At 68.5% G+C, this 26,005-nt stretch carries 19 protein-coding genes; 6 read left to right on the plus strand and 13 right to left on the minus strand.

The window, feature by feature from the left end; translation table 11 throughout:
• Positions 1–87: 87 nt before the first annotated feature.
• A complete protein-coding gene (prpC, locus tag ACO2Q2_RS10595; RefSeq protein WP_423255740.1) occupies positions 88–1,233 on the minus strand; it encodes a bifunctional 2-methylcitrate synthase/citrate synthase in 1,146 nt (381 codons plus the stop codon).
• 148 nt (positions 1,234–1,381) lie between these two features.
• Positions 1,382–2,269, minus strand: a complete 888-nt coding sequence (gene prpB / locus ACO2Q2_RS10600; protein WP_423255741.1) for a methylisocitrate lyase — start codon at positions 2,267–2,269, stop codon at positions 1,382–1,384.
• Positions 2,270–2,577: 308 nt separating this feature from the next.
• On the opposite strand from prpB, the gene ACO2Q2_RS10605 reads away from it, so the two are divergent.
• The 3 genes from ACO2Q2_RS10605 to ahpF all read left to right on the plus strand — a co-directional run bounded on the left by ACO2Q2_RS10605 (position 2,578) and on the right by ahpF (position 5,397).
• Complete coding sequence (locus tag ACO2Q2_RS10605) at positions 2,578–2,778, plus strand: cation:dicarboxylate symporter family transporter (protein WP_423255742.1); 201 nt, start codon at positions 2,578–2,580, stop codon at positions 2,776–2,778.
• 200 nt (positions 2,779–2,978) lie between these two features.
• Positions 2,979–3,542, plus strand: coding sequence for an alkyl hydroperoxide reductase subunit C (gene ahpC, locus ACO2Q2_RS10610; RefSeq protein ID WP_423255743.1), 564 nt, complete (start codon positions 2,979–2,981; stop codon positions 3,540–3,542).
• Positions 3,543–3,807: 265 nt separating this feature from the next.
• Positions 3,808–5,397: an alkyl hydroperoxide reductase subunit F gene (ahpF, locus tag ACO2Q2_RS10615; protein ID WP_423255744.1), complete on the plus strand. Its 1,590-nt coding sequence runs from the start codon at positions 3,808–3,810 to the stop codon at positions 5,395–5,397.
• A gap of 121 nt (positions 5,398–5,518) precedes the next feature.
• Here the strand turns inward: ahpF and prpE are convergent, their stop codons facing one another.
• Positions 5,519–7,411, minus strand: coding sequence for a propionate--CoA ligase (gene prpE / locus ACO2Q2_RS10620; RefSeq protein ID WP_423255745.1), 1,893 nt, complete (start codon positions 7,409–7,411; stop codon positions 5,519–5,521).
• A 264-nt stretch (positions 7,412–7,675) separates the two neighbouring features.
• Here prpE and ACO2Q2_RS10625 point away from each other — a divergent pair, with 264 nt between their 5' ends.
• Complete coding sequence (locus ACO2Q2_RS10625) at positions 7,676–8,566, plus strand: MerR family transcriptional regulator (RefSeq protein ID WP_423255746.1); 891 nt, start codon at positions 7,676–7,678, stop codon at positions 8,564–8,566.
• On the opposite strand, the gene ACO2Q2_RS10630 is transcribed toward ACO2Q2_RS10625, so the two are convergent.
• The 7 genes from ACO2Q2_RS10630 to ACO2Q2_RS10660 form a co-directional block, all read right to left on the minus strand.
• Complete coding sequence (locus tag ACO2Q2_RS10630) at positions 8,539–8,763, minus strand: TonB-dependent receptor (RefSeq protein ID WP_423255747.1); 225 nt, start codon at positions 8,761–8,763, stop codon at positions 8,539–8,541. The genes ACO2Q2_RS10625 and ACO2Q2_RS10630 overlap by 28 nt on opposite strands.
• A 743-nt stretch (positions 8,764–9,506) precedes the next feature.
• Positions 9,507–10,493 carry a malate dehydrogenase gene (locus ACO2Q2_RS10635; protein WP_423255748.1) on the minus strand — a complete coding sequence of 329 codons (987 nt, stop codon included), beginning with the start codon at positions 10,491–10,493 and terminating at the stop codon, positions 9,507–9,509.
• Positions 10,494–10,616: 123 nt separating this feature from the next.
• On the minus strand, positions 10,617–11,816 hold the full coding sequence (locus ACO2Q2_RS10640) for a pyridoxal phosphate-dependent aminotransferase (protein WP_423255749.1): 1,200 nt from the start codon (positions 11,814–11,816) through the stop codon (positions 10,617–10,619).
• 181 nt (positions 11,817–11,997) lie between these two features.
• Complete coding sequence (locus tag ACO2Q2_RS10645) at positions 11,998–12,507, minus strand: peptidylprolyl isomerase (protein WP_423255750.1); 510 nt, start codon at positions 12,505–12,507, stop codon at positions 11,998–12,000.
• Between the two features lie 119 nt (positions 12,508–12,626).
• Positions 12,627–14,465 (minus strand): 3-hydroxybutyrate oligomer hydrolase family protein, encoded by a 1,839-nt coding sequence (locus ACO2Q2_RS10650; RefSeq protein WP_423255751.1) that lies wholly within the window; start codon positions 14,463–14,465, stop codon positions 12,627–12,629.
• A gap of 90 nt (positions 14,466–14,555) precedes the next feature.
• The gene (locus ACO2Q2_RS10655; RefSeq protein ID WP_423255752.1) at positions 14,556–15,332 is read right to left on the minus strand and encodes a slipin family protein; all 777 of its coding nucleotides are present in this window, start codon (positions 15,330–15,332) and stop codon (positions 14,556–14,558) included.
• A 60-nt stretch (positions 15,333–15,392) separates the two neighbouring features.
• The gene (locus tag ACO2Q2_RS10660) at positions 15,393–16,781 is read right to left on the minus strand and encodes an NfeD family protein (protein ID WP_423255753.1); all 1,389 of its coding nucleotides are present in this window, start codon (positions 16,779–16,781) and stop codon (positions 15,393–15,395) included.
• A gap of 124 nt (positions 16,782–16,905) precedes the next feature.
• Between ACO2Q2_RS10660 and ACO2Q2_RS10665 the strand changes: the two genes are divergently transcribed.
• A complete protein-coding gene (locus tag ACO2Q2_RS10665; RefSeq protein ID WP_423255754.1) occupies positions 16,906–17,565 on the plus strand; it encodes a response regulator transcription factor in 660 nt (219 codons plus the stop codon).
• Positions 17,566–17,591: 26 nt separating this feature from the next.
• The gene (locus tag ACO2Q2_RS10670) at positions 17,592–18,164 is read left to right on the plus strand and encodes a cysteine hydrolase family protein (protein WP_423255755.1); all 573 of its coding nucleotides are present in this window, start codon (positions 17,592–17,594) and stop codon (positions 18,162–18,164) included.
• A gap of 247 nt (positions 18,165–18,411) precedes the next feature.
• Here the strand turns inward: ACO2Q2_RS10670 and ACO2Q2_RS10675 are convergent, their stop codons facing one another.
• The 3 genes from ACO2Q2_RS10675 to ACO2Q2_RS10685 all read right to left on the minus strand — a co-directional run bounded on the left by ACO2Q2_RS10675 (position 18,412) and on the right by ACO2Q2_RS10685 (position 25,925).
• Positions 18,412–21,723 (minus strand): PAS-domain containing protein, encoded by a 3,312-nt coding sequence (locus ACO2Q2_RS10675; RefSeq protein WP_423255756.1) that lies wholly within the window; start codon positions 21,721–21,723, stop codon positions 18,412–18,414.
• Between the two features lie 856 nt (positions 21,724–22,579).
• Positions 22,580–23,620 (minus strand): PHB depolymerase family esterase, encoded by a 1,041-nt coding sequence (locus ACO2Q2_RS10680; protein WP_423255757.1) that lies wholly within the window; start codon positions 23,618–23,620, stop codon positions 22,580–22,582.
• Positions 23,621–23,714: 94 nt separating this feature from the next.
• Positions 23,715–25,925 (minus strand): TonB-dependent receptor, encoded by a 2,211-nt coding sequence (locus ACO2Q2_RS10685; protein WP_423255758.1) that lies wholly within the window; start codon positions 25,923–25,925, stop codon positions 23,715–23,717.
• Between the last annotated feature and the right edge of the window lie 80 nt (positions 25,926–26,005).

Raw genomic sequence — 26,005 nt, forward strand, 5'->3', positions numbered from 1 at the left:
TCTGCGTCGATGAGCTGCGATGAGCCGCTCACGCATGGGCTGCGGAGCGCCCGCATGCATGCATGCGGGCGCTCCGCAGCCGCATGGTCAGCGCTTGTCGATCGGCACGTAGGTCTGGTCTTCCGGACCGGTGTAGTTCGCGCTGGGGCGGATGATCTTGCCGTCCTGGCGCTGCTCGATCACGTGTGCGCACCAGCCGGAAGTGCGGGCGATCACGAACAGCGGCGTGAACATGGCGGTCGGCACGCCCATCATGTGGTACGCACTGGCCGAGTACCAGTCGAGGTTGGGGAACATCTTCTTGATCTCGGCCATCACGTTCTCGATCCGCTCGGAGACGTCGAACAGGGTCGGATTGCCGCCCTCGGTGCAGAGCTTGCGCGAGATCTCCTTGATGATCTCGTTGCGCGGATCGGACACCGTGTACACCGGATGGCCGAAGCCGATGATGATCTCCTTGCGCTCGACACGGGCACGGATGTCCGCCTCGGCCTCGGCCGCGCTGCGGTAGCGCGCGATGATCTCCATCGCCACCTCGTTGGCGCCGCCGTGCTTGGGACCGCGCAGCGCGCCGATCGCGCCGGTGATCGCCGAGTACATGTCCGAACCAGTGCCGGCGATCACGCGGGCGGCGAAGGTGGAGGCGTTGAACTCGTGCTCGGCATACAGCACCAGCGACCTGTCCAGCGAGTGCGCGTGCAGGTCGCTGGGCTTCCTGCCGTGCAGCAGATGCAGGAAGTGCGCGGCAATCGAGTCGTCGTCGGTCTGCGTCTCGATGCGCTTGCCGTTGTGGCTGAAGTGGTACCAGTACAGCAGCATCGAGCCGAAGCTGGCCATCAGGCGATCGGCGATGTCGCGCGCGCCGGCCAGGTTGTGGTCCTCCTTCTCCGGCAGCACCGTGCCGAGCATTGAGCAGCCGGTGCGCAGCACATCCATCGGATGGGTGGACGCTGGCAGCAGTTCCAGCGCGCCCTTCACCGGCGCCGGCAGGCCGCGCAGGCGCTTCAGGCGGGCCTTGTAGTTCTGCAGTTCGGTCCAGTTCGGCAGCACGCCGTACACCAGCAGGTGCGCCACTTCTTCGAAGCAGCCCTTGGCTGCCAGGTCGTGGATGTCGTAGCCGCGGTAGTGCAGGTCGTTGCCGCTGCGGCCGACCGTGCACAGCGCGGTGTTGCCCGCGGCGACGCCGGACAGTGCCACGGATTTCTTGGCCTTGGGAAGGGCTTGCTCACTCATGGATGTCTCCTGTGATGCAGGGAATTCGAACGGTGGAACGGCGTATTGATCTGTAGGAGCGCACCCTGTGCGCGAATGCTCTTGCTCCTGATCGACAGCAAAGCCAAGAGCATTCGCGCACAGGGTGCGCTCCTACACGTGGCCGGGGTCAGTCCTTCTTGGCGAACAGCGCGTCGAGCTTGTCTTCGTAGGCGTGGTAGCCGAGGAAGTCGTACAGCTCGGCGCGCGTCTGCAACGCATCGATGAGGTTCTTCTGGGTGCCCTCGCGGCGCACCGTCTCATAGAAATTCAGCGCCGCCTTGTTCATGGCGCGGTAGGCGCCGCAGCAGTACAGCGCAATGTCCACGTTGGCCGAGCGCAGTTCGCCGGTGGTGAAGAACGGGGTGGAGCCGAACTCGGTGAGATTGGCCAGGATCGGCACCTGCACCGCCGCCTTGAACTTGCGGTAGTCGTCCAGCGTCTGCATCGCCTCGGGGAAGATCATGTCCGCGCCGGCCTCGACGTACGCGCAGGCGCGGTCGATCGCCGCGTCGGTGCCTTCCGTCGCCGCCGCGTCGGTGCGCGCCATGATCACGAAATCGGCATCGGTGCGCGCGTCCACGGCGGCCTTCACGCGGTCGACCATCTCCTCCTTCGACACCACTTCCTTGCCCGGACGATGACCGCAGCGCTTCTGCCCGACCTGGTCCTCGATGTGCACGGCGGCCGCACCCACGTTGATGAACGAGCGGATCGTGCGCGCGATGTTGAAGGCGCCTCCCCAGCCGGTGTCGATGTCCACCAGCAGCGGCATGCCGGTGGCGTCGACGATGCGGCGCGCGTCGGTAAGCACGTCCTCCATCGTGCTGATGCCGAGATCCGGCATGCCCAGCGAGTTGGCCGCCACGCCGCCGCCGGACAGGTACAGCGCCTTGTAGCCCACCCGCCTGGCCATCAGGCCGGCGTAGGCGGTGATGGCGCCCATGACCTGCAGCGGCCGCTCCTCCGTCACTGCGGTGCGGAAACGCGCCCCTGGAGATGTCTGCTGCCGCGTCATACCGCCTCCACGCAAAATGGGCATTTTAGCGCACGTGGCGGCGTCTGCCGGGATGACGCGGAGGCATCCACCCCGTACATTCGTCGCATGAGCGCATCAGGATCTCTCGCCACGCGCATTCTCTGGGGCCTGGCCATCGGCGTACTTGCCGCCATCGCGACCCTGATCGCCGGCCGCTGAATGCCGGGCATCCTGATCCTCATGCGGCAAGTATCCGCGGCCGTGTTCGACCCGCTGGGACAGGTCTTCCTGCGGCTGTCGTTCTTCGTGGTACTCCCGCTGGTGGCTCCTGGCGGTGCCGTGGCCTGGTGGGCATCCCGGGCGGTTCGCTGCCGTTGATCGCCGGGCTGCTCGCCACTTTCAACGTCCCGCCCGAAGGCATCGGCATCGTGCTCGGCGCGGACCGCATCCTGGACATGCTGCGCACCACGGTCAACGTCGGCGGCGACATCGTCACCGCCACGGTCGTGGATGCGCACCTGCGCCCCGGCGAGCCGGCGGCGCATTGATGTCCGGACGGGTTGCCTTCCTCCCGCACCGCCCCGACCTCGGGGCAGTGCGGCGCGGCCATCGATAGCCACCATCAATCAACACGATGAAGACAATCGATTTGCTGTACTGCACATCAAGTCCGTAAGCTGCTTGCATTCGCTCGGGCGGGCCTTTGCCGACGCTCGAACCATCCACCCACCCACCACAGGAAGCTGCAATGTCCCTGATCAACACCGAAATCAAGCCGTTCAAGGCGAACGCATACAAAAACGGCCAGTTCATCGAAGTCACCGACGCCGACCTGAAGGGCAAGTGGTCCGTCGTGATCTTCATGCCCGCCGCCTTCACCTTCAACTGCCCGACCGAAGTCGAGGACGCTGCCGAGCACTACGCCGAATTCCAGAAGGTCGGTGCCGAGGTATACGTCGTCACCACCGACACCCACTTCTCGCACAAGGTGTGGCACGAGACCTCGCCGGCCGTGGGCAAGGCCAAGTTCGCCCTGGTCGGCGATCCGACCCACCAGCTGACCCGCGCGTTCGACGTGCACATCGACGAGGAAGGCCTGGCCCTGCGCGGCACCTTCATCATCAATCCGGAAGGCGTGATCAAGACGCTGGAGATCCACGACAACGCGATCGCCCGCGACGTCACCGAAACCCTGCGCAAGCTCAAGGCCGCCCAGTACGTCGCCGCCCATCCGAACGAGGTATGCCCGGCCAAGTGGAAGGAAGGCGAGAAGACCATCGCGCCATCGCTGGATCTGGTCGGCAAGATCTGAACCCGGCCGTTCGCGCGCGCATCGCTCGCGATGCGCGCGCTGTCCGGACGCCCTTTCCGGGCCTCATGACTCATTGCATACGTGAGTCGTCGCCCCAGCGAAAGCTGGGGTCCAGTGACTGGTCCAGCTCCCCGAGGCACTGGATCCAGCGTTCGCTGGAATGACGGGCTTCGGCTCTTGCGAAGCCACGAATCATCGATCGGACGACGCCCGGAATTTCCCCGTGGCGCTCGCCGGATTCACCCCATCACCCCGGGATACCGCCATGTTGGACGCCAATCTCCCCGCCCAGTTGAAGGCCTATCTCGAGAAGGTCACGCAGCCGATCGAGATCGTCGAGTCGCTCGACGATGGCGCCAAGTCGGCCGAGCTGCACGAGCTGCTCGAGGAAATCACCGCGCTCTCGGACCAGATCACCCTGGTGCGCCGCGACGACGACGCGCGCAAGCCCTCCTTCGCGATCAACCGCGTGGGCACGGACATCGGCGTGCGCTTCGCCGGCATCCCGATGGGCCACGAATTCACCTCGCTCGTGCTCGCCCTGCTGCAGGTCGGCGGTCATCCCTCCAAGGCCACGCAGGACGTGATCGAGCAGGTGCGCAACCTCGATGGTGACTACACCTTCGAAACCTATTTCTCGCAGTCCTGCCAGAACTGCCCGGACGTGGTGCAGGCGCTCAACCTGATGAGCGTACTGAACCCGAAGATCAAGCACGTCGCCATCGATGGCGCGCTGTTCCAGGACGAGGTGGAAGCCCGCCAGGTGATGTCGGTGCCCACCGTCTACCTCAACGGCGAGCTGTTCGACCAAGGCCGCATGAGCCTGGAGCAGATCGTCGCCAGGCTCGACACCGGCGCCGCCAGGCGCGACGCCGAGAAGCTCAGGACCAAGGACGCGTTCGACGTGCTGATCGTCGGCGGCGGCCCGGCCGGCGCGGCGGCGGCGATCTACAGCGCGCGCAAGGGCATCCGCACCGGCGTGGCGGCCGAGCGCTTCGGCGGCCAGGTGCTGGACACCATGGGCATCGAGAACCTGATCTCGGCGCCGCACACCGAGGGTCCGAAGCTCGCCGCCGCGCTGGAGCAGAACGTGCGCGAGCACGAGGTCGACATCATGAATCTGCAGCGCGCCGAGAAGCTGATCCCGGCCAGCAACGCCAGCGGCGCCCTGGTGCAGGTGCAGCTGGCCAACGGCGCGACGCTGAAGTCCAGGACCGTGATCCTCTCCACCGGCGCGCGCTGGCGGCAGATGAACGTGCCTGGCGAGGACAAATACCGCAACAAGGGCGTGGCCTATTGCCCGCACTGCGACGGCCCGCTGTTCAAGGGCAAGCGCGTGGCGGTGATTGGCGGCGGCAACTCCGGGGTGGAGGCGGCGATCGACCTGGCCGGCATCGTCAGCCACGTCACGCTGATCGAGTTCGACAGCCAGCTGCGTGCCGACGAGGTCCTGCAGCGCAAGCTGCGCAGCCTGCCGAACGTGGCGATCGAGCTGAACGCACAGACCACCGAGGTGCTCGGCGACGGACAGAAGGTCAACGGCCTGGTCTACAGGGACCGCGTCAGCGGCAACACGCATACGGTCGAGCTGGAAGGCATCTTCGTGCAGATCGGCCTGCTGCCGAACACCGAGTGGCTGAAGGGCACAGTGGAACTGTCGGCGCGCGGCGAGATCGTGATCAACGATCGCGGCGAGACCTCGCTGCCGGGCGTATTCGCCGCCGGCGACGCCACCACGGTGCCGTACAAGCAGATCGTCATCGCGATGGGTGCCGGCTCCACCGCCGCGCTGAGCGCATTCGATCACCTGATGCGGCTGCCGGTAGCAGCGAAGCCAGAAGCGGTGGCGGCCTGAGCGCGGCCGCCGGCATCCACACCCTGCTGTAGGAGCGCACCCTGTGCGCGAACGCTCTTGGTTTTGATGTCGATCACGGGCAAAAGCATTCGCGCACAGGGTGCGCTCCTACGACAAATCGTCAGCCCAGATCCGGCCCACGCTCCAGCGCCTTGCGCACCTCGTCGAGCGACGACGGATCGTCCAGCGTGGACAGGTCGCCCGGATCGGTCTCCTGCACCAGCGCCTGCAACGAGCGGCGCAACAGCTTGCCCGAGCGCGTCTTGGGCAGCGCGTTCACCACGTAGATCCGGGCCGGCCTGGCCACCGCGCCGAGCTGGTCGGTCACCGCCTGTCGCATGCCGCGCGCCACGTCCTGCGTGGACGCGGTCACGCCCTGCTTGAGCGTGGCGAACACCACCGGCACCTGGCCCTTGAGCTCGTCCTTCATGCCGATTACCGCGGCCTCGGCCACCGAGGCGTGGGTGGCGACGGATTCCTCGATCTCGCGCGTGCCCAGGCGATGCCCGGCCACGTTGATCACGTCGTCGGTGCGTCCGAGGATGTTGGTGTAGCCGTCGGCGTCGCGGATCGCCCAGTCCAGCGAGCTGTACAGCAGTTCCTTGAAGTGGCTGAAGTAGCTGTTGACGTAGCGGTCGTCGTCGCGCCACACGGTGGTGAGGCAGCCCGGTGGCAGCGGCGGCACGAACACCAGCACGCCCTTCTCGCCGGCCGCGGCTTCCTCGCCGGTGACCTCGTTGATCACCTTCATCCGGTAGCCGGGCGCCGGCAGCCCGGGCGAACCCCACTTCACCGGTTTCAATTCCAGCCCCGGCATCAGGGTGAGCGCCGGCCAACCGGTTTCGGTCTGCCAGTAGTTGTCGATCACCGGCACGCCCAGGCCCTCGGTGATCCATTGCGCGGTGGGCTCGTCCAGCGGCTCGCCGGCGAGGAACAGCCACTTCAGGCTGGAGAGATCGGCGTTCTTCAACCAAGAGGCATCCTGCTTCTTCAGCACACGGATGCCGGTGGGCGAGGAGAACATGGTGCGCACCCGGTACTTCTCGCACAGCCGCCACCAGATGCCCGGATCGGGCCGCGTCGGCAGCCCTTCGTACAGCAGCGAGGTGGCGCCGCCGATCAGCGGCCCGTACACGTTGTACGAATGCCCCACCGCCCAGCCCACGTCGGAGGTGGAAAACATCACCTGCCCCGGCGCGATGTCGAACACCAGGCGCGTGGACATCGCCATCGCCACCGCGTAGCCGCCCACGTCGCGCTGGATGCCCTTGGGCTTGCCGGTGGTGCCGGAGGTGTAGAGCAGGTAGCTGGGCTCGTTCGATTCCAGCCACTGGACCGGCACCTCGTCGTTCATGTGCTCGGCGCGCAGGCGGGCGTAGTCCACGTCGCGACCTTCGACGCGGTGCAGGTCCGGGTCCAGTCCGCGGCTGACGATCAGCACGTGCGGCGGCGGCGCCTTGGCTTCGGCCAGCGCCGTATCCACCAGCGGCTTGTAAGGAATCACCTTGCCGCTGCGCATGCCGGCATCGGCGCAGATCAGCAGCTTCGGCTCAGCGTCGTCGATGCGCAGCGCCAGGTTGTGCGCCGCGAAGCCGCCGAACACCACCGAGTGGATCGCGCCGATGCGCGCGCACGCCAGCATCGCGTACACCGCCTCGGCCATGTTGGGCATGTAGATCACCACGCGATCGCCGCGACCCACGCCCAGCCCCTTGAGGATGCCGGCAAAGCGGTTCACCTCGCGGTACAGGACGCGATAGGTGATCTCCTCGGTGACGCCTGTCTCGGTGGAAATCGCCACCAGCGCCAACTGCTCGCCACGCTCGGCCAGATGCCGGTCCACCGCGTTGTAGCAGAGGTTGGTGGTGCCGCCGACGAACCACTGGCGGAACGGCAGCTTCGAGGCGTCGAGGATCTTCCGCGGCGGCGTCTCCCAGTGGATCAGCCGCGCCTGCTCGCCCCAGAACCGCTCCGGCTCCTCGATCGACTGCCGGTAGAACTCATCGTAGCCCATGGCTCACTCCGCATGCGGAACGTCCGTTCAACCATATACCAGCCGCCATCCACCGCATGACAAGACTTTGGTCGGAAGCGGAGCGACGAGTCATGGCACCACCTGCGGCCCTCTGTCCTGGCTAACCGATACGTCGGCCATGCCGCCGATCCAACTGGCCACACTTGGCCATCGCCATGCGGGCCATCGTCGCCACCCTGTTGACCCTCACGTAACGTAAGCCCTTAACGTGGCTGCCACGCGGGACGAATGGAGGAATGGGCGATGCTGCTGACGGTGGGCGAACTGGCGAAGCGGTGCGGGCTGACCGTGCGTACCCTGCACCACTACGACGCGATCGGCCTGCTCCGCCCGTCCTCGCGCTCCGGTGCCGGCTATCGGCTCTATGGTCAGGCGGACATCGAGCGCCTGCACCGCATCCAGGCCCTGCGTCAGCTGGGCCTGCCGCTGGCCGACATCGGACACGCCCTGTCCGGACCGCAACCGCCGCTGGCCGGGGTGGTGGACCGCCAGATCGCGCAGCTCGACCGCGATCTGGCCGACGCCACCCGCCTGCGCGAACGGCTGGTGCACCTGCACGCGCAGTTGTCGTCCGGACAGCCCCTCGACCTGGCCGACTGGCTGGATACGCTGGAGCTGATGACGATGTACGAGAAGTATTTCACCGCCGAGGAACTGAAGACCCTGCCGCTGCACACCGACCCGGACGTGTTGCCGGCCTGGAGCGCGCTGGTGACCGCCGTACAGTCGACGATGGATCGTGGCGCCACGCCCGATGACGCCGACGCGCAGCAACTCGCCCTGCAGTGGATGGAAATGGTCGGCCGCGGCACCGGCAACAACCCGGCCTTCCTGCTGCGGCTGCACGCAATGAATGAGGCCGAGCCGGAACTGCGCGAACGCAGCGGGATCACGCCCGAACTGCAGCAATTCGTGGAGCAGTCGGTAGTGACCGCACGCCTGGCGATCTTCGCCCGCCACCTGGATGCGCACGAGATGGAACGCATGCGCGCCCACTACGGCAGGCAGATGTACGCCTGGCCCCAGCTCATCGCCGAACTGCGCGCAGCCCGCACCGACGGCGTGCAGGATGCGGAATCGGTGCGCATCGCATGCCGACCCGCAGGTCAGCCCCCGCCGCCCGTCCATCGCTGATCGATCGCCGCCTTCACCGCGACGTCGAGATCGGCGGGAGACGCATCCTGCATCTGCTCGAGCTGACCGTTGCGCATGCCGCAGAAGTCGCCGCCCTTGCGGAACGTCGCCGTCCAGACCACGCGACCGCGCGTCCCCAGCTCGTAGTTCCCTTCATACGACACCGCATTGCTGGTCTTGCCGGATACGGCGGTCATGACGATGCTCATCGGAATAAGGGAATCAGCAGCATAGTCCTGCGGTTGCGGCGATGAGTGTGAAAGGGTGGTGAGTCGGGCGGAACGTCGCGAACATCAGGCAAACGCTGCTCCGACCGAAGCGACCGAGACGACCGAAGAGCGAATCGAGTAGGGCGCAGAACCTGGGTTCTACCGGTGGTGCCAGTCCGACCGCGAGCGGGCCAGGCCATCCAAGACAGCGAGCCGGTGAATGACGCGATGCGAAGCGAGCCGGCACCGGGACCCTTCGGGAGTCGAGCGGGGCGGGACGACAAGGCCCGCAGGGGAACGGGCAGGACGCCCGTTCCTTTTCGCCAGGACAGGAGTCCTGTCGAAAAGCCCGGCCCGCCCCGCGTGCCTGTAGCGCCGCAGGCGCGTAGGGACGACGCACGCAGGGTGCCGTTCTCTTTGGTTACTTTCTCTGACTCCGGGCATCCTGCCCTCCGCCCTTCGGGCCAGCTTCGCTGTTCGCCCGCGCTCCAAGCGCGGTCGTGGGCAAGCAAGAGAAAGTGACTCGGCGGCCGAAGGGCGTCGAAACCGCTTTTCACCGACAACAAATGTGCACACCCATGCTGCCGCCGCTTCGCCGATGCGAGGCGAAGGCACTGGATCCCGGCCTTCGCCGGGATGACGTTGCGGTGGGGCCATGCACCGGGGTACGACCGAGCAAAAGAGAAAGGGCGGCCGAAGCCGCCCCTCCCATCAAGCCGAATCGAACCGGCTTACTTCTTCGCGAACAAATGCTCGACGCCGGTGCGCTCCTCGCGCAACTCCTTGTCGGTCGCGTCCATCCGCGCACGCGAGAAATCATTGATCTCCAGCCCCTGCACGATCGCGTACTTGCCGTTCTTGATGGTCACCGGATAGCCGTAGATCACGCCCGGGGCGATGCCGTAGGAGCCGTCCGACGGGATGCCCATCGAGACCCAGTCGCCTTCGGCGGTGCCCAGCGCCCACGAGCGCATGTGGTCGATCGCGGCCGAGGCGGCCGAGGCGGCCGACGAGGCGCCGCGCGCCTTGATGATCGCGGCGCCGCGCTGCTGCACGGTCGGGATGAACTCGCTCTCGTACCAGCTCTGCTCGACCAGGCTCAGCGCCGGCTTGCCGTCGACGGTGGCGTGGTGGATGTCCGGGTACTGGGTGGAGCTGTGGTTGCCCCAGATGATCATCTGCTTGATGTCGGTGTTGTGCTTGCCGGTCTTCTCAGCCAGCTGGCTCAGCGCGCGGTTGTGGTCCAGGCGCACCATCGCGGTGAAGCAGTTCGGGTCCAGGTCCGGCGCGTTCTGCTGGGCGATCAGGGCGTTGGTGTTGGCCGGGTTGCCGACCACCAGCACCTTCACGTCGCGCCTGGCGTGGTCGTTCAGCGCCTTGCCCTGGGGGGCGAAGATGGCGCCGTTGGCTTCCAGCAGATCCTTGCGCTCCATGCCCGGGCCGCGCGGACGCGCGCCGACCAGCAGCGCGTAGTCGACGTCCCTGAAGGCGACGTTGACGTCGTCGGTGGCCACCGTGCCGGCCAGCAGCGGAAAGGCGCAGTCGTTGAGCTCCATCACCACGCCCTGCAGGGCGGGCAGCGCCGGGGGGATTTCCAGCATGTGCAGGATCACCGGCTGGTCCGGACCGAGCATGTCGCCGGCGGCAATACGAAACAGCAGGGCGTAGCCGATCTGGCCGGCGGCGCCGGTGACGGCAACTCGAACGGGGGCTTTCATGGTGGGACTCCTTCAGTGAGGTGGGTTCGTCGTAGGAGCGCACCCTGTGCGCGAATGCTTTTGCTCCTGATCGGCATCAAAGCCAAAAGCGATCGCGCACAGGGTGCGCTCCTACAGGGGGCTTCAGGTGAGTTCGGCGAAGAATTGGGTAATGCGATCCAGGCCCGGCTGCAATTGGGCCGTCGGGCAGGTGTAGGAGATACGCATGGCGCGCGGCTCGCCGAAGGCCGAGCCCGGCACGCAGGCCACGCCCTTGGCTTCCAGCAGCGCGGCGCAGAAGCTCACGTCGTCGGTGATGGCCAGCTCGCCGTGGCGCTTGCCGAACGCGCAGGAAATGTCCGGGAACGCGTAGAACGCGCCCTGCGGCCGCGGGCAGACCACGCCGGGAATCGCGTTCAGCGCGGCCATCACGGTGTCGCGCTTGGCGGCGAACTCGGCGCACTTGGCCTGCGGCACATCCTGCGGCCCGCTGAGCGCGGCCACCGCGGCGGCGGTGATCACTTCCGGGATACTGGTGATGTGGTTGGAGTTGAGCGTGGTGACGGCTCTCGCCACCGACTCCGGCGCGGCGACGAAACCCACGCGCCAGCCCGGCATGCCGTAGGTCTTGGACAGCGAGTCGACGAACACCAGGCGATCCTTCAGCTCCGGCTTGGCGTGCACGAAGTTGTGGTAGCCGATGCCGTCGAACACCATCGAGTGGTAGATGTCGTCGGTGATGATCCAGGTGTCCGGATACTTCACCAGCACGTCGGCGAGCGCGGCGATTTCCTCGCGCGTGTAGACCATGCCCGTCGGGTTGGACGGGTTGTTGAACAGGAACACCTTCGGCTTGCGCTGGAGCGCTTGTTCCAGCTGCGCGGGCACCAGCTTGTAGTGCTGCTCCGGGCCGCAGGGCAGGATGTTCGCCTTGGCCCCGACGATGTCGGCGATATCGCGGTAGGTGGTCCAGAACGGCGCGGCGAAGCAGATCTCGTCGCCTTCGTCGAGCATCGCCTCGGCCAGGTTGTACAGCACCTGCTTGGCGCCGATGCCGATGGAGAGGTTCGCGCGACCGTAGCCGGTGAGGCCCAACGCCTCGATGTGCTGCAGGAACGCATCCAGCAGCGCCTCGGCGCCGCGGTTGCTGCCGTACTGGCCCGAATCCCGCTCAAGCGACTCGCGAGCCGCGGCGTATACGTGCTCGCCGGGCAGGAAGTTCGGCACGCCGATGGAGAAACTGATCACGTCGCGGCCGGCCGCCTTGAGCTGCCTGGCTTTCTCGGCGATCAGCATGATCGCGCTGGGCTTGGCGCGACCGACGCGCCGGGCGAGCTGGGGCATGGTGTCCTCGAGGGGATTTCCGGTCAGCAAACCGGCGAAGTTTACCACGCGCCTGCCGCTGGCCGATCGGGGCCACCCACGGGGCCCACCCACCCAGGTCGTAATCGGGGCAGGATGCACGGCGTGCCGCCATCGCGACGCGCGATGCCCCGAACGACAACGGCCGCCCGGAAGCTGACGCTCAGCCGCGCGCGTCGAGAATCGCGTTCCACCCTTTCACGCGCTCGGCCTGCGCGGCGAGCAGCGCGTCGACGTCGCCTTCCACGATGACCTTCTCGATGGTATCGCCCTGGCGGATCGCGTCGACCACCTTCTGGTCGTCCGCGCCCAGCACTTCGCCGAACACGCTGTGCTTGCCGTCCAGCCACGGCGTGGCGCCGTGGGTGATGAAGAACTGGCTGCCGTTGGTGCGCGGACCGGCATTGGCCATCGACAGCACGCCCGGCTTGTCGTGGCGCAGCGACGGGTTGAACTCGTCCTCGAACTTGTAGCCCGGGCCGCCGGTGCCGGTGCCCTGGGGGCAGCCGCCCTGGATCATGAAGTCGCTGATCACGCGGTGGAACGACAGGCCGTCATAGTAGCCGCGCCGGGCCAGGTTGACGAAGCTCGCCACCGTCACCGGAGTCTTGTCGTCGTGCAGGCGCAGGTGGATCGGGCCGCGGTTGGTCTGGAAGGTAACGTGGATGGTCATCGCAAAATCCTTGGGGCTCGTGACGCGCTGCCGTGGCGGCCACGGCGGCAAGGGGCCGGCAAGGATAACGCAGCCGGCCGGGTCGACGCGCGATCGGGCCGGCCGGGCGAAGGGGCGTTTCAGGGCAGACCGAGCAGCTGCCGGCTCAGCGCCACCTCGCCGCGCGGCCGCGCCGCCGGGGTCGGCAGTTCGCGTGGCCACGGCGTACCCTCGAACAGGTGCGACCACAGCCGGTCCAGCGCCGCGTAGCCGTAGGGCATCAGCGGCACGTGCGCGGCGCCGAAGCCGGGCACGGCGAGAAAGGCGTCGAAGTGCTGCGCGTACGGCACGCGCCAGTACAGCGGCGCACGTCCCGCGTCGCGTAGCCAGGCCACGTAGGGCTCGGAGGTGAAGGCGGTGGGCAGCAGGCCGTCGCTGGCCCCGTGCAGCACCCACAGCGGCAGGTCGGCCCGCGGCAGCCGGGTCGCGGTGGCGGCAATGCTGGCACGCAGGGCGTGCGCGTCGGCGTCGTCACCGGTCCACAGCCGGCGCAGGCAATCGAGGCCGGCGAAGGTGGGATCGTCGCCGTGGTCCATGCCGCTGCGCAGCGCGATGCCGTTGCCCGGTGGAATGCCCGAGCCGTCCGCCCACCACGCCGCGCGCGTGGCCGGGTCGGCCGGCGCCGGATGGTTGTCCTTGTCGATGGATACGTAATGGAAACCGCACGGCATGTCGGCCGCGCCGCGCCGCAGGTACGAGGAGGCGTAGCCGGCCACGATCACCCGCCACAGGTCGAACGCGGTGGTGCTGGCCGCGGTGGCGATCGCCTCGTCGGTCCAGCCGTGCGCGCGCAGCCGCTCGTAAGCGGCCTCGCCCTGCGCCGCCAGCGTGCCGCCGGCGAGACGTCCCTGCGCGTGCAGGGTCTTGCAGCGCTGCGCGTGCGCCGGGGGCATCGTACCGTCCGGCGCGCGGGCGAACGGCACCCTGGTGAAGCGCGGCGTGGTCAGCGCGCACGGCAGCCAGATCGCCGCCTCGGTGGCGTAGTCGTACATCGGCCGGCCGTGGCCGGGCACGTACACGTTGGGCTCCAGCGCCACCACGCCGGCGAACAGGTGATCGTCGTCCAGGCCGGCGGCCTGCAGCACCGCGCCGCCGCCGTTGGACAGGCCGGTGGCGATGATCTTCGTGTTCTGCGCGGTGAATGGCGCCTGCTCGGGGAACGCGCGATCGAGCATGGCCAGGCCGAACTGCGCCGCCTGGATCACGTCGCGGCCCCAATCGGCCTCCGGGTTGTCGCCCGAGTGCATCTGCTTGACCGCGATGCCGGCATCGGCGGCGGCGGGCCCGGGCTCGAACTCCAGCATCGCCTCGCCGCGCCTGGCGCGCGTACCGTCCAGTTGCACGCCGCTGTCGTCGGCGTAGTCGAAATAACCCGCGCCGGTGCCCTTGTCGGTGTAGGCCACCGCGCAGCCCTTGGGCAGGCCCCATGCGCCGGCCAGCGAGATCGCGCCGTACACGCCGCGCGAACCGGACGACGGCGCCACCACCAGGCAGCGATGCGCGGCGTCGAACGCATCGGGCACCTGCAGCAGCACGCGATGCGGCTGGCTGGCGCCGGGCACCCGCGCGAAGGCCTGGAACTCGCGGCCGGGCACGTCCGGCACGGCGCCGTAGACGGTGCCATAACCGCCCAGCGGACCGAGATCGGCGATGCCCTTCCAGCTGGTCTGGATGGCGCGCCGGCGCAGTTCTGCCGGCGTGGGATGCAGCGGCTCGGCGATCGGCGACGGCGCACCGGCAAGCCCTGCCAGACCGAGGCCGGCGCTGAGCAGATCGTCGTGATCGCGATGTTCGGTGACGCGCACATCGCTGACCAGGAAATCGGGGCGGGACATCACCACCTCCGGTCGGGGTGAGGACATGGCGCAGCCCGTCAGGGTCAACGCCAGCCACGGCAGGCAGATCAGGCGCAGTTTCATCGGCCCACCATAGCCTTCGCGCCGACCGGTGCCATCGTACGAAAGTCCATGCGCGCATGGTTGCACCGCAACATGCGTGCGACGGAAGGGTCAGTCCGGCCGGGTGCCGCCCAGCTTCTGCGGCAGCGCCTCCATCAACGGCTTGATCAGGTCCAGCGGCAGCGGGAACACGATGGTCGACGACTTGCCGCTGGCCGACATGTCCGCCAGCGTCTGCAGGTAGCGCAGTTGCAGCGCCTGCGGCTGCTGCGACAGCATCGCCGCCGCATCGCGCAGCTTCTCCGCCGCCTGCATCTCGCCCTCGGCGTGGATCACCTTGGCACGGCGCTCACGTTCGGCCTCGGCCTGGCGGGCGATCGCGCGCACCATGGTCTCGTTGAGGTCGACGTCCTTGATCTCCACGTTGGCCACCTTGATGCCCCACGGATCGGTCGCCTCGTCGAGGATGCCCTGCAGGGTCTGGTTGATCGACTCGCGCTGCGAGAGGATCTCGTCCAGCTCGTGCTGGCCCAGCACCGAGCGCAGGCGCGTCTGCGCCAGCTGGCTGGTCGCCTGGTAGAAGTCCGCCACCTGCAGCACCGCCTTGTCCGGCTCGACCACGCGGAAATACACCACCGCGTTGACCCGCACCGACACGTTGTCGCGCGAGATCACGTCCTGCGGCGGCACGTCCATCACCGTGATGCGCAGATCCACCCGCAGCATGCGCTGCACCAGCGGCACCAGCAGCACCAGGCCCGGCCCCTTGGTACCGGTGAAGCGGCCCAGCGTCAGCACCACGCCGCGTTCATACTCGGGCAGTACCTTGACCGAGGAAAACAGCACGAACGCGGCCAGCACCACCAGTACACCCATGAATCCGAACATGTTCTTCTCCCTCGGCAACGGAATTTTCGGCGACGCCATCGCACGGGCGCGCGCCGCCGATCAGATCGGCTCCACCCACAGTAGCAGCCCCTGCCGGCGCAGCACCCGCACACGGGCGCCCGTCGGCAACGGTGTCGCCGCGCGCACGCGCCAGCGTTCGCCCAGCACCAGTGCCCAGCCCTCGGCGTCCGCATCCAGCGGCGCCAGCAACTCGCCCTGCGCACCGCGAAACAGCTCGTCGCCGCTGACCAGGTGCGAACGGCGCGATTTGAACACCAGCCACAGCACCAGCGCGATCAGCAGCGCCGCCGCGGTGGCGATGCCGGCGATCACGCCGATGTTGACCGCGTATCCCGGTGTTCCCGAATGCATCAGCATGATCGACCCCAGCACGAATGAAATGATGCCGCCCACGCCGAGCGCGCCGACGGTCGGCGTCAGTGCCTCGGCCACCAGCAGGCCGATGCCCAGCGCCATCAGCGCCAGCCCGGCGTAATTTACCGGCAGCCACTGCAGTGCATAGAACGCGACGAGCAGGCAGATCCCGCCGACCACACCGGGCAGGATCGCGCCCGGATGCGTCGCTTCCAGCAGCAGCCCGAAGATGCCCGCCAGCAGCAGCAGGTAGGCGATGGTGGGGTTGGTCACGACAGCCAGGAAGCGCGAGCGGGCATCGGGCGCGTAGTCGCGCACGGTGGCGCCGCGCAGGTGCAGCGTGAGCTCGCGCTCGCCCACGCGCACCACGCGACCGTCGGCCTTGCCCAGCAGTTCGCGCACATCGCCGGCCACGAAGTCGATCACCCCCTGCTGCGCCGCCTCGTCCGCCGTCAGCGTCGCCGCACCACGCACCGCCTGCTCCGCCCAGCGCGCATTGCGGCCGCGCAACTGGGCCAGCGAGCGGATATAGGCAATCGCATCATTGAGCACCTTGTTCGCTTCGGCATCCGTGCGCCCGCCCGGCGGCGCCGGCGACGCGGCACTGCCGGAAGCCGCCGGCGCGGCCGTCGGCAGCGGCATCGGGGTGCCGCCACCCAGCGCCACCGGCGTGGCCGCGCCCAGATGGGTGCCCGGCGCCATCGCGGCGATCTGCCCCGCATACAGGATGTAGGTTCCCGCCGAGGCCGCCCGCGCGCCGCCCGGCGCCACGTACACCAGCACCGGCAGCGGACTGGCCAGCATGTCGGCGATGATCCGGCGCATCGATCCGGACAGTCCGCCCGGCGTATCCAGCTGCAGCACGATGGCCGCCGACCCGTCAGCCACGGCCCGCGTGGCCGCGTCGTGGAAGTATTCCGCCGCGGCCGGGCCGATCGCGTCATCCAGGGAAATCCGCGCCACCGTGAGCCGGCTTGCCGGCGCCGGCGCGATGGCTTGCGCTGCCGCCACGGCAGCGAGCATCACGGTGCAAACCAGCAGCCACCGGGTCAGTCGTTGCAAGCTGCGTGTCATGGCGCCCCCGTTGGTCGCATGCGATGCACGCAGCGTAACCCCTGCCGTGTTCAGAAGGCGAAAGCGCGGCGGGCGTGACTGGCGGCGCTCGACGGCATCGACCGCCCCCGCTACCGTTCCATGGATGACCCGCCTGCTGATCGCCGACGACCACCCGCTGTTCCGCGCCGCCCTGCGCCAGGCGGCGGCCGCCAGCGTGGAGGACTGCACCGTGCTCGAAGCGGCCGACCTGCACGCGGCGCTGGAGCGCCTGCGCGCGGATGCCGACATCGACCTGGTGCTGCTCGACCTGCACATGCCCGGCAGCCAGGGCCTGTCCGGGCTGGCCGCGCTGCGCGGCCAGCATCCGGGCGTGGCGGTACTGGTGGTGTCCGCGCACGACGAGCCGCGGGTGATCCGCCGCGTGCTCGATCACGGCGCGGCCGGCTTCATTCCCAAGAGTGCCAGCCCGGCCGAGATCGGCGAGGCGATCCGCGCCGTGCTCGACTGCCGCCGCTGGCTGCCGCCGGCACTCGCGGCCGCCGTCGCCGCCCTGCCCGCCGACCCGGCCGACACCGATCTGGCCGGCCGGCTGGCCCGTCTCACCGAACAGCAGTACCGCGTGCTGGCCCTGCTCGCCGAGGGCCTGCTCAACAAGCAGATCGCCGATCGCCTGGCGATCCAGGAACGCACGGTGAAGGCGCACGTCACCGCGATCTTCGAGAAGCTCGGCGTGCGCAACCGCACCCAGGCCAGCGGAGTGCTGAAGTCGCTGGAACTGGGCGAGCCCGCGCGGGTCCTTTGATCCCGTTTGCAAGGAAATAATATCCCGTGGCCGACGCCGCCCGCACCGATACCGCCCTGCTGCTGATGGATCTGCAGCCGGGCATCCTCGCCAGCTACAGCGATGCCGACTACCTGCCGCGCATCGGCCGCGCCCTCGCTGCCGCTCGCGCCGCCCGGCTGCCGGTGATCTGGGTGCGCGTGGCGTTCCGCGACGGCTACCCGGAAGTCGCCGCCGACAACACGATCTTCTCCGGCATCCGCACCAGCGGCCGCCTGCTCGACACCCACCTGGACACGCGCATTCATCCGGAGCTCGATGTGCAGCCGCACGACGTGATCGTCACCAAGCGGCGCATCAGCGCATTCGCCGGCAGCGACCTGGACGTGGTGCTGCGTGCAGCTGGCGTGCGCCATCTGGTGCTGGCCGGCGTGTCGACCAGCGGCGTGGTGCTCTCCACGCTGCGCCTCGCCGCCGACCTCGACTATCGGCTCACCGTACTCTCCGACGGCTGCCTCGACGGCGACCCCGACGTTCATCGCGTGCTGATGGAGAAGGTGTTTCCGCGCCAGGCGACGGTGCAGACGATCAGGCACTGGACGACGCACATCGCTGCCTAGCAGCCCGAGCGAGTCATTGAAATGCCTCTACGAAGCGGCACACAGGGTGCGCTCCTGCAAAGGCCGCAGCCCGCGCTTCTGTAGGAGCCCACCCTGTGGACGAAAAGATGCGGCCGCAACGCGAAGAGCGTTCGCGCACAGGGTGCGCTCCTGCAAAGGCCGCAGCCCCACGCTTCTGTAGGAGCCCACCCTGTGGGCGAAAAGATGCGGCCGCAGCGCGAAGAGCGTTCGCGCACAGGGTGCGCTCCTACAACGCGCTCGCGGCCCGCTGCAGCACCTGGCGCAGCGCCAGCGGCTTGAGCGGCTTGTGCAGCACCGTGGCCCCCAGGTCCAGCAGGCGCTGGCGCAGCTCGCTGTCGCGATCGGCGGTGAGGATCACCGTGGGCACGTCGGCGTGCCGCTCGCGCAGGGCCGACCACACGTCGAGGCCGGTGCGGCCGGCGTCGAGGTGGTAGTCGAGAATCTGGATGTCCGGCCGCCACGGCGCGGCGATCGCCTGCTCGCCGTGGCGCGCGGCGTGCACTTCCCAGCCCCAGCCGGTGAGCAGGTGGGTGAGCGCGGCCAGCGCGGCCGGCTCGTTGTCCAGCACCAGCGCGCGGCCGGTCGCCAGCGGCTGCAGCGGCGCCGCGGCAGTCGTCGGCGCCTGCACCGGTCGCGCCAGCGGCACGTCGAGATGAAACACGCTGCCGCGGCCGGGCGTGGAGTGCAGGCCCAGCGGGTGATCGAGCAGCGCCGCCATGCGCTGGGCGATTGATAATCCGAGCCCCAGGCCTTGCCCGCCCGCCGCACTGCCGCGGCGGAACTCCTGGAAGATCAGCTGCTGCTCGTCCGGCGCGATGCCCGGCCCGGTATCCCACACCTCCACCCGCAGCGCGCCGCCGCGGCGGCGCACGCCCAGCAGCACGCGTCCGCGCTCGGCGTAGCGCAGGGCATTGGAGAGGAAGTTCTGCAGCACCCGGCGCAACAGCTGCGGGTCGGTGCGCACCCACGCGCGCGTGGCGATCGCCTCGAAGCGCACGCCGCGCTCGCGCGCGATGGCGCGGAACTCGGCGGCCAGCGGATCAAGCACCTCGGCCAGCGCCACCTCGCGCGGCTGCGGGTGCAGCCGGCCGCCCTCCAGGCGGGCAATGTCGAGCAGGCCGCCGAGCAGGCCCTCGGTAGCCGACAACGCGCCGTTGAGATGCTGCGCGGTGGCCGCATCGGCGCCGCGCTCGGTAAGCGCGTGGGCGAACAGCTGCGCGGCGTGCAGCGGCTGCATCAGGTCGTGGCTCACCGCGGCGAGGAAGCGGCTCTTCGCCTCGTTGGCGCGCTGCGCCTCGCTGGAAGCGGCGGCGAGTGCGCGGGTGCGCTCCTCCACGCGCAGCTCCAGCGTCTCGTTGATGCGCTTGAGCGCAGCCTCGGCCTGGCGGAATGCGGTGACGTCGGTGAAAGTGGCCACGAAGCCGCCGCCCGGCATCGGGTTGCCGCGGATCTCCACCACCGCGCCGTCCGGAAAGCGCCGCTCGGAAAGATGCCGGGTACCGGCGCGCATGTGCTGCAGGCGACGCTGCACGCGCGCCTCGCGCGTCTCTTCGTCGAGCACCTCGCCGACGATGCCCAACGTCACCGCGTAGCGCGTGAGGTCAGCCACCGGGCGGCCCACCTGCAGCAGCTCCGGCGGGTAGTCGAACAGGCTGGCGTAGCGCGCGTTCCACGCCACCAGCCGCAGCTCGGCGTCGACCACGCAGATGCCCTGGCTCATGTTTTCCAGCGCCGCCTCCAGCACGCGCTGGTTGAAGCGCAGGTCCTGCGCCGCCTCGCCGACGATGGCGGCGACGGTGTCGAGATCGCCCTGCCCCTGCCGATGCACCACTTCCAGCAGCAGCCGGGCGGAGGCCGCGCCGATCACCGCGGCCAGCTCGTGTTCCACCTCGGCCATGCGCGTGGCGCCGGCCAATCCGTGTGCCGGCGCCTGCGCGAACAGGTGCTCCACGCGCTCCGGCGGCAGGAAGCGCACCGCCAGCGCGCGCAGTTCGGCCAGACCCACGTCGCCCACGCCGGCGGCGCCGGTCGACTTGCCGAAGCGCGTACCGGCCACCCAGGCGATCACCGCCACGTTCGCCGCCAGACTCAGCACCACCGCGCGACCCAGCCGGCTCCATTCGGCCAGGCCGAGCAGGCGGTCCGGCGCCAGCCAGTCCTGTCCCAGCGGACCGGCCAGCAGCCACGCCGGTGCCTCGGGCAGCACCACCGGCAGCAGGATGTAGAACCACACCAGCGTGCCGGCGGCGAGCCCGGCCGCCACCGCGCGCGGCCCCAGCTGCGGCTTGTACATCGCCACCAGCAGCGCCGGCGCGAGCCCGGCCAGCGCGGAGAACGAGATCGCGCCGATGTCGGCCAGCGCGTCGTTGCGCGCCAGCACGCGGCTGTAGCCCCAGGCCAGCAGGATCACGAGGAGGATCGCCACGCGCCGCTGGTTGATCACCTCCCCGCGCAGGTCGCCGCGCTCGTCGCGTCCCCAGCCCGCGCGCACGCGCAGCGGCGCGATGAAGTGGTTCACCACCATCAGGCTCAGCGCCAGCGTGGCCACCACCACCATGCTGGTCGCCGCGCTCAGGCCACCGAGGAAGGCGACCAGCGCCAGGCCGTGGCGCCCCTGCGCCATCGGCAGCGCCAGCACGTACAGATCCGATGGCACGCCGCTCGGTCCCAGCCACGCATCGCCCAGCCGCGCCAGCGGCAGGATCGGCAGCGAGATCAGCAGCATGTACAGCGGGAACAGCCAGCGCGCGGTGCGCACGTGGCGCTCGTCGCGGCACTCCACCACGCCGGCGTGGAACTGGTGCGGCAGCGTGAACATGGCCAGCGCACCGAGCAGGATCAGCGCCGGGAATCCGCGACTGTCGTGCGGCACCGGCAGCGGCGGCGGCAGATGCGCCGGCAGTGGCGTCAACAGCAGCGAACCCAGCGCCAGCATCGCGCCCAGCTTGAACAGCGACTCGAACGCCATCGCCAGCACCAGCCCGCGGTTGTGCGCGGTGGACGAGGCGCGCCGCGTGCCGAACAGCATCGCGAACAGCGCCATCAGCAGCGCCACGTAGAGCGCGCTGTCCTGCCACGGCTCGGACTCGGCGAGCTGGCCGCGATTGAGCATGGCGTAGCTCATCGCCACCGCCTTCAGCTGCAACGCGATGTACGGCACGATGCCGATGACGATCACCGCGGTGACCAGCGCCGCCAGCCCCGCGTGACGACCCAGCCGCACCGAGACGAGATCCGCGATCGAACCGGCGTTGTACTCGCGCGCCAATTGCACCAGCCGGCGCAACACGGCGACCGCCAACAGGTACATCGCGATCGCGCCGACGAAGGTCGGCGGCAGCCACCAGCCCGAACGACTGGCCTGGGTCACCGTGCCGTAGAACGTCCACGAGGTGCAGTGGATCGCCAGCGACAGCGCGTAGACGATCGCCCAGCGCTTCTCGAACAGCTGCGGCCGCCGCTCGCCCAGCAGCGCCACGCCGAACAGCAGGCCCAGCCAGAGCAGCGCCGCGGCGGCGATGAGGGGCGTGCTCAGCATGGCGTGTGTGCCTCGGGGGGCGACATCAGTCGCGATGACGCCGGATTCCTCCAAGGCCTCGAAGCACAGAGCTTTCGTCCTCCTGCGGAGGGCGAGTCACTTTCTCTCGTTTGCCCACGCGCCCGCCTGGAGCGGGCGCGAACGGCGGAGCCGGCCCGAAGGGCGGAGGGCAGGACGCACGGAGTAAGAGAAGGTAACCAAAGAAAGGGGCACCCCGATGGCACGCCCTGCAGGCATCCTGCCCTTCGGGTGCGCGGGTGGGTTCCGGGGGTTCGCCGACAGGGCTCCTGCCCTGACGTCGAACTGGCTCGCATCCATGCGAGCCCCCTCTGCGGGGCCTTTCCTACACCCACCCGCCGCGCCATAGGGGCCCCGGATAGAGCAGTGCGCTCCCAGTGCGCACTTCTCAAAAGAGTCAGAGCAACAGCAGAGCATCGCTTTGCGGTTGCTTTGCGGTTGCTCTGGCTTTTCAGCCTTTCGGCTTTCCACCGAGTGCGGGCCAGGATGGCCCGCTGCCCTACCCGGGGCCCCTGTGCGGCGGTGAGGCGGGGGCGACAGGCCGCGTAGCGGTCATCGGCACGGACGCCGATGACTTTTCGCCCGGACAGGAGTCCGGTCGAAAAGCCCGGCCCCGGCTCACGGACTTGCCGCCCATGGATGGGCGGCAAGCGCCAAGCGGGGTGTCGTTTTCTCTTGGTTACTTCTCTTTTGGACAGGCAAAAGAGAAGTGACTCGCCCTCCGAAGGAGGACGAAAGCTCCTCGCTCTGAAGCCTGTAGCTCCGAATGGAGCGAGAGCGTCGCGCACAGGGTGCGCTCCTACAGCCCGATGAAAGTGTGGGCGGCGGCGGGCCACCATCACTGCTTCGCAGGCAGCCCCAACGCGCGCACGGCATTCACCAGCCAGCGCAGCTGCACGCCGTGGCGGGTGTCGTAGTCGGTGCCGGAGTATCCCCACCAGTCCCAGCATGCCTGCGGATTCAAGGGCGCGAAGCTTGCGCGGGTCTGAGGATAGAGCACCGCCACGCCGTAGGCGTCGGCCCAGCGGTTGAAGCCGGCGCTCCGCACGAAGGTCTCGCCGATCGCATCGGCGTTCTGCTTGCAGCCGTGCAGTGCCACCACCAGTCCGCACGGCTTGCCGGCGGCGCAGGCGGGCGGCAGGTAGAGGTAACCCCTGGGCGCCAGGAAGGCATCGGCGCCGTCCGGTCGCAGTGCGTCCTGATCGACATCGAGTACGCGCCCTTTCGCGGCGTCGGCCACCGGCCGCGGCGACGCGCCGAACAGCTGGCGGAAGATCTCGCCGGCCGCGTCGAAGCTGCAGTGGCCCAGGTACGGCGACACCGATCGATCGCAGTCCTCGCCCTTCGCCGCAATCGGCAGGTTGTGCGCGAAATCGCGCGCGCCATCGTCCACCACCTGCATTCCGGCGAGCGTGGGATCGCCTGCGCGCAGGTGCCGGTAGAACTGCGCGCCTGCCTCGGCCACGGCCGGTGCGACGACACTATCCGCGGTGCCGTGCAGCAGGTAGACATGCGCCTTGGCCAGTGCGCTCAATGGGCCGATTTCGCCCGCCGCCGCACGCTGGCGCGCGCTCGCCACCAGCGCGTCGACGTCGATCGCCGGCGCGCCCTTCATGCAGCTGGACAGCGCGGTCTGCAGGTTGCCGCCGGCGCAGCCGTAGGGACCACCGGCCACCAGCGCGGCATTCGGAAAAATGTCCGGGTAGGCCAGCTGCGCCTGCGTGGCCATGTACGCGCCGGAGGACAGCCCGACCACGGCGACGCGTCCGGCATCGAGCTGCAGGTGCGGCAGGCGCCCATCGTGGCGCGCGGCGCAGGCGACGCCGGCCACCAGCACGAGACCCAGTCCCAGCAGGCGCAGTGAAGTGAACGAAGGCATCGCAGGCTCCTCGGAGCATGGTGGAAAAGAAAACGACCCGTGCGATCGGGGAGAGCATCGCACGGGTCGTAGGGAGGGCGGCGCGGCCGCCGCCTCAGAAGGTGTAGCGCGCGCTCAGCGTCACCATCCGCGGCGCACCGTAGAAGCCGGTGACGATGCCCAGCGAGCCGATGTTGTAGCCGGTGGTGCGGTACGACTTGTTGGCCAGGTTGGTGCCTTGCAGGCTCACGCTCCACGGCCGGTCGATCTGCCAGATCACGCCCGCATTCCACAGCCCGTAGGCATTCTGTGCGATCAGTGGCGACAGCGTGGTTTCCGGATACACCATGCTCTGGTAGGTGTAGTTGATGCGCGTGGTGAGGCTGCCGCCATCGCCCACGGCCCGGGTGTTTTCCAGCGACAGACCGCCGGACCACTTTGGCGCATTGGTGAACTTCTGCTGGTCGGCAATGTTGACGCCGCCGCTGAGGTACTCGGTGTACTTGGTCTTCAGGTAGGCGAAGTTGCCGCTGAGCGTCCAGCCGTCGGCCGGCTTCCAGGCGAACTCCTCCTCCAGGCCATCGATGTGGCCCTTGCCGGCGTTGGTGAAGTCGCCGAAGAAGCCCTGGCTGCCGTTGGGCAAGGTGTAGGAGGTGAACACCGACAGCTGGATGTCGGAGTAGATGTTGTGGAACAGCGCCGTGTTCATCATCAGCGTGTCGTCGAAGAAGGTCATCTTGCTGCCCAGTTCGAACGACTGCACCTTCTCATCGTTGATCGGCCGGCACGAGCTGGGGATCGCTGCGCAGTTTGCGCGGATGTTGTAGCCGCCGGAGTGGAAGCCGGTGCTGTAGCTGGCGTAGAGCTTCATCTGGTCGGTCACGCTCCAGTCCAGCGATACCTTCGGCGAGGCATTGTTGGTGGTGTGCGCGCCGGTGAAGTTGGCCAGCACCGAGATCGGCGTGCTGAACGATTCGTCGGCGAAGCCGTAGTTCTGGATCAGCGCGGTCTTGGTTTCGCGAGTCAGGCGTACGCCAACATCCAGGCTCCACTCGGGGCTGATGTCCCAGGCGAAATCACCGTAGGCCGCCAGGCTGCGCGTGCCGATGCGTCCGCCGGTACTGCCGTACAGCGAGTAGCCGAGGGTGCTGTACGGCGGCGAGCCGAGAAAGATGTTGTGGATCTCGCCACTGGCCGAGCCGTTGAAATAGTACAGGCCGACCACGCCGTGCAGGCTGCCGCCGGCATCATAGTTGGCCTGCAGCTCCTCGCTGAACTGATGATCCTTGTACAGCGCGGTGACGTCGGCGATCTTCTCCGGCAACGTGTCGAAGTCGATCGCGGTGTCGGTGTGCGAGCCGCGCACCGCGGTCACCGACTTCAGTGTCCAGTCGCTGCTGGCGACCCAGTTCAGCGTGAGCGCGGTGCCGTAGAGCTTGGTGCGGTTGAGCTGGGCCATCCCGCTGCGGGTGTCGAAGTTGCTCGACAGCGGCGCATAGGCCGGGTCGAGGCTGTTGACAATCAGCATCTTCGCCCCGCGAGGATTGGAGTTGTCGCGCACGCCGTCCACTTCCAGTTGCGCGTTGAACTGCTGGTTCGGGAAGAAACCCAGCGTGGCGCGCGCCGAATTGGTGTTCTTGTTGCCGTTGCGGCTGCCGGTGTTCAGGTTCTTGCCGAAGCCGTCGTTGTGCTCGCTGGCGATCGCCGCGCGGCCGCGCCACACCTTGTCCGCGCTGGCGCCGCCGATGCTGGCCTTCACGTCCTTCTCGCCGTGGGTACCGACGGTCACTTCCACCGAGCCCTCGGTTTTCACCGGCAGCGGGTTGGACACGTACTTGATCGCGCCGCCGATGGTGTTCTTGCCGTACAGGCTGCCCTGCGGGCCACGCAGCACCTCGATGCGGCTGACGTCGAACACGTCCAGCACCGCGCCCTGCGGGCGGGCCACGTAGACGTCGTCCAGGTAGATGCCCACGCCCGGGTCGAAGCCCCAGGTCGGGTCGGCCTGGCCGACGCCGCGGATGTAGGCGGTGAGCGTGGTGTTGGAACCGCGCGCGGCATAGATCTGCAGCGACGGCACCTTGCCCTGCAGGTCGGCCAGGTTCTGCACGTTCTGCCGTTCCAGCGACTGCGCGGTGAAGGCACTGACCGCGATCGGCACGTCCTGCAGCGTTTCCTCGCGCTTGCGCGCGGTCACCGTGATCTGGTCGAGCTGTTTGGCCTGGTCCGCGTTCGGCTTGGTGGCCGGAGCGTCCTGCGCCTGTGTCGCCATGCTGGACAAGCCGATCACCAGACCGATCGCCAGACTCAGATGCGTGCGCTTCATGGTTTCCCCTTCCCTTCTGTGAGCTGCCCGCGCGGGGCGGCTGGCCGTGGACGCAGCCATCGACGATGGATGCTTGATGG

Origin of the sequence: Dyella sp. KRB-257 (assembly GCF_049445995.1) — a bacterium.
Classification (GTDB): Bacteria; Pseudomonadota; Gammaproteobacteria; order Xanthomonadales; family Rhodanobacteraceae; genus Dyella_A.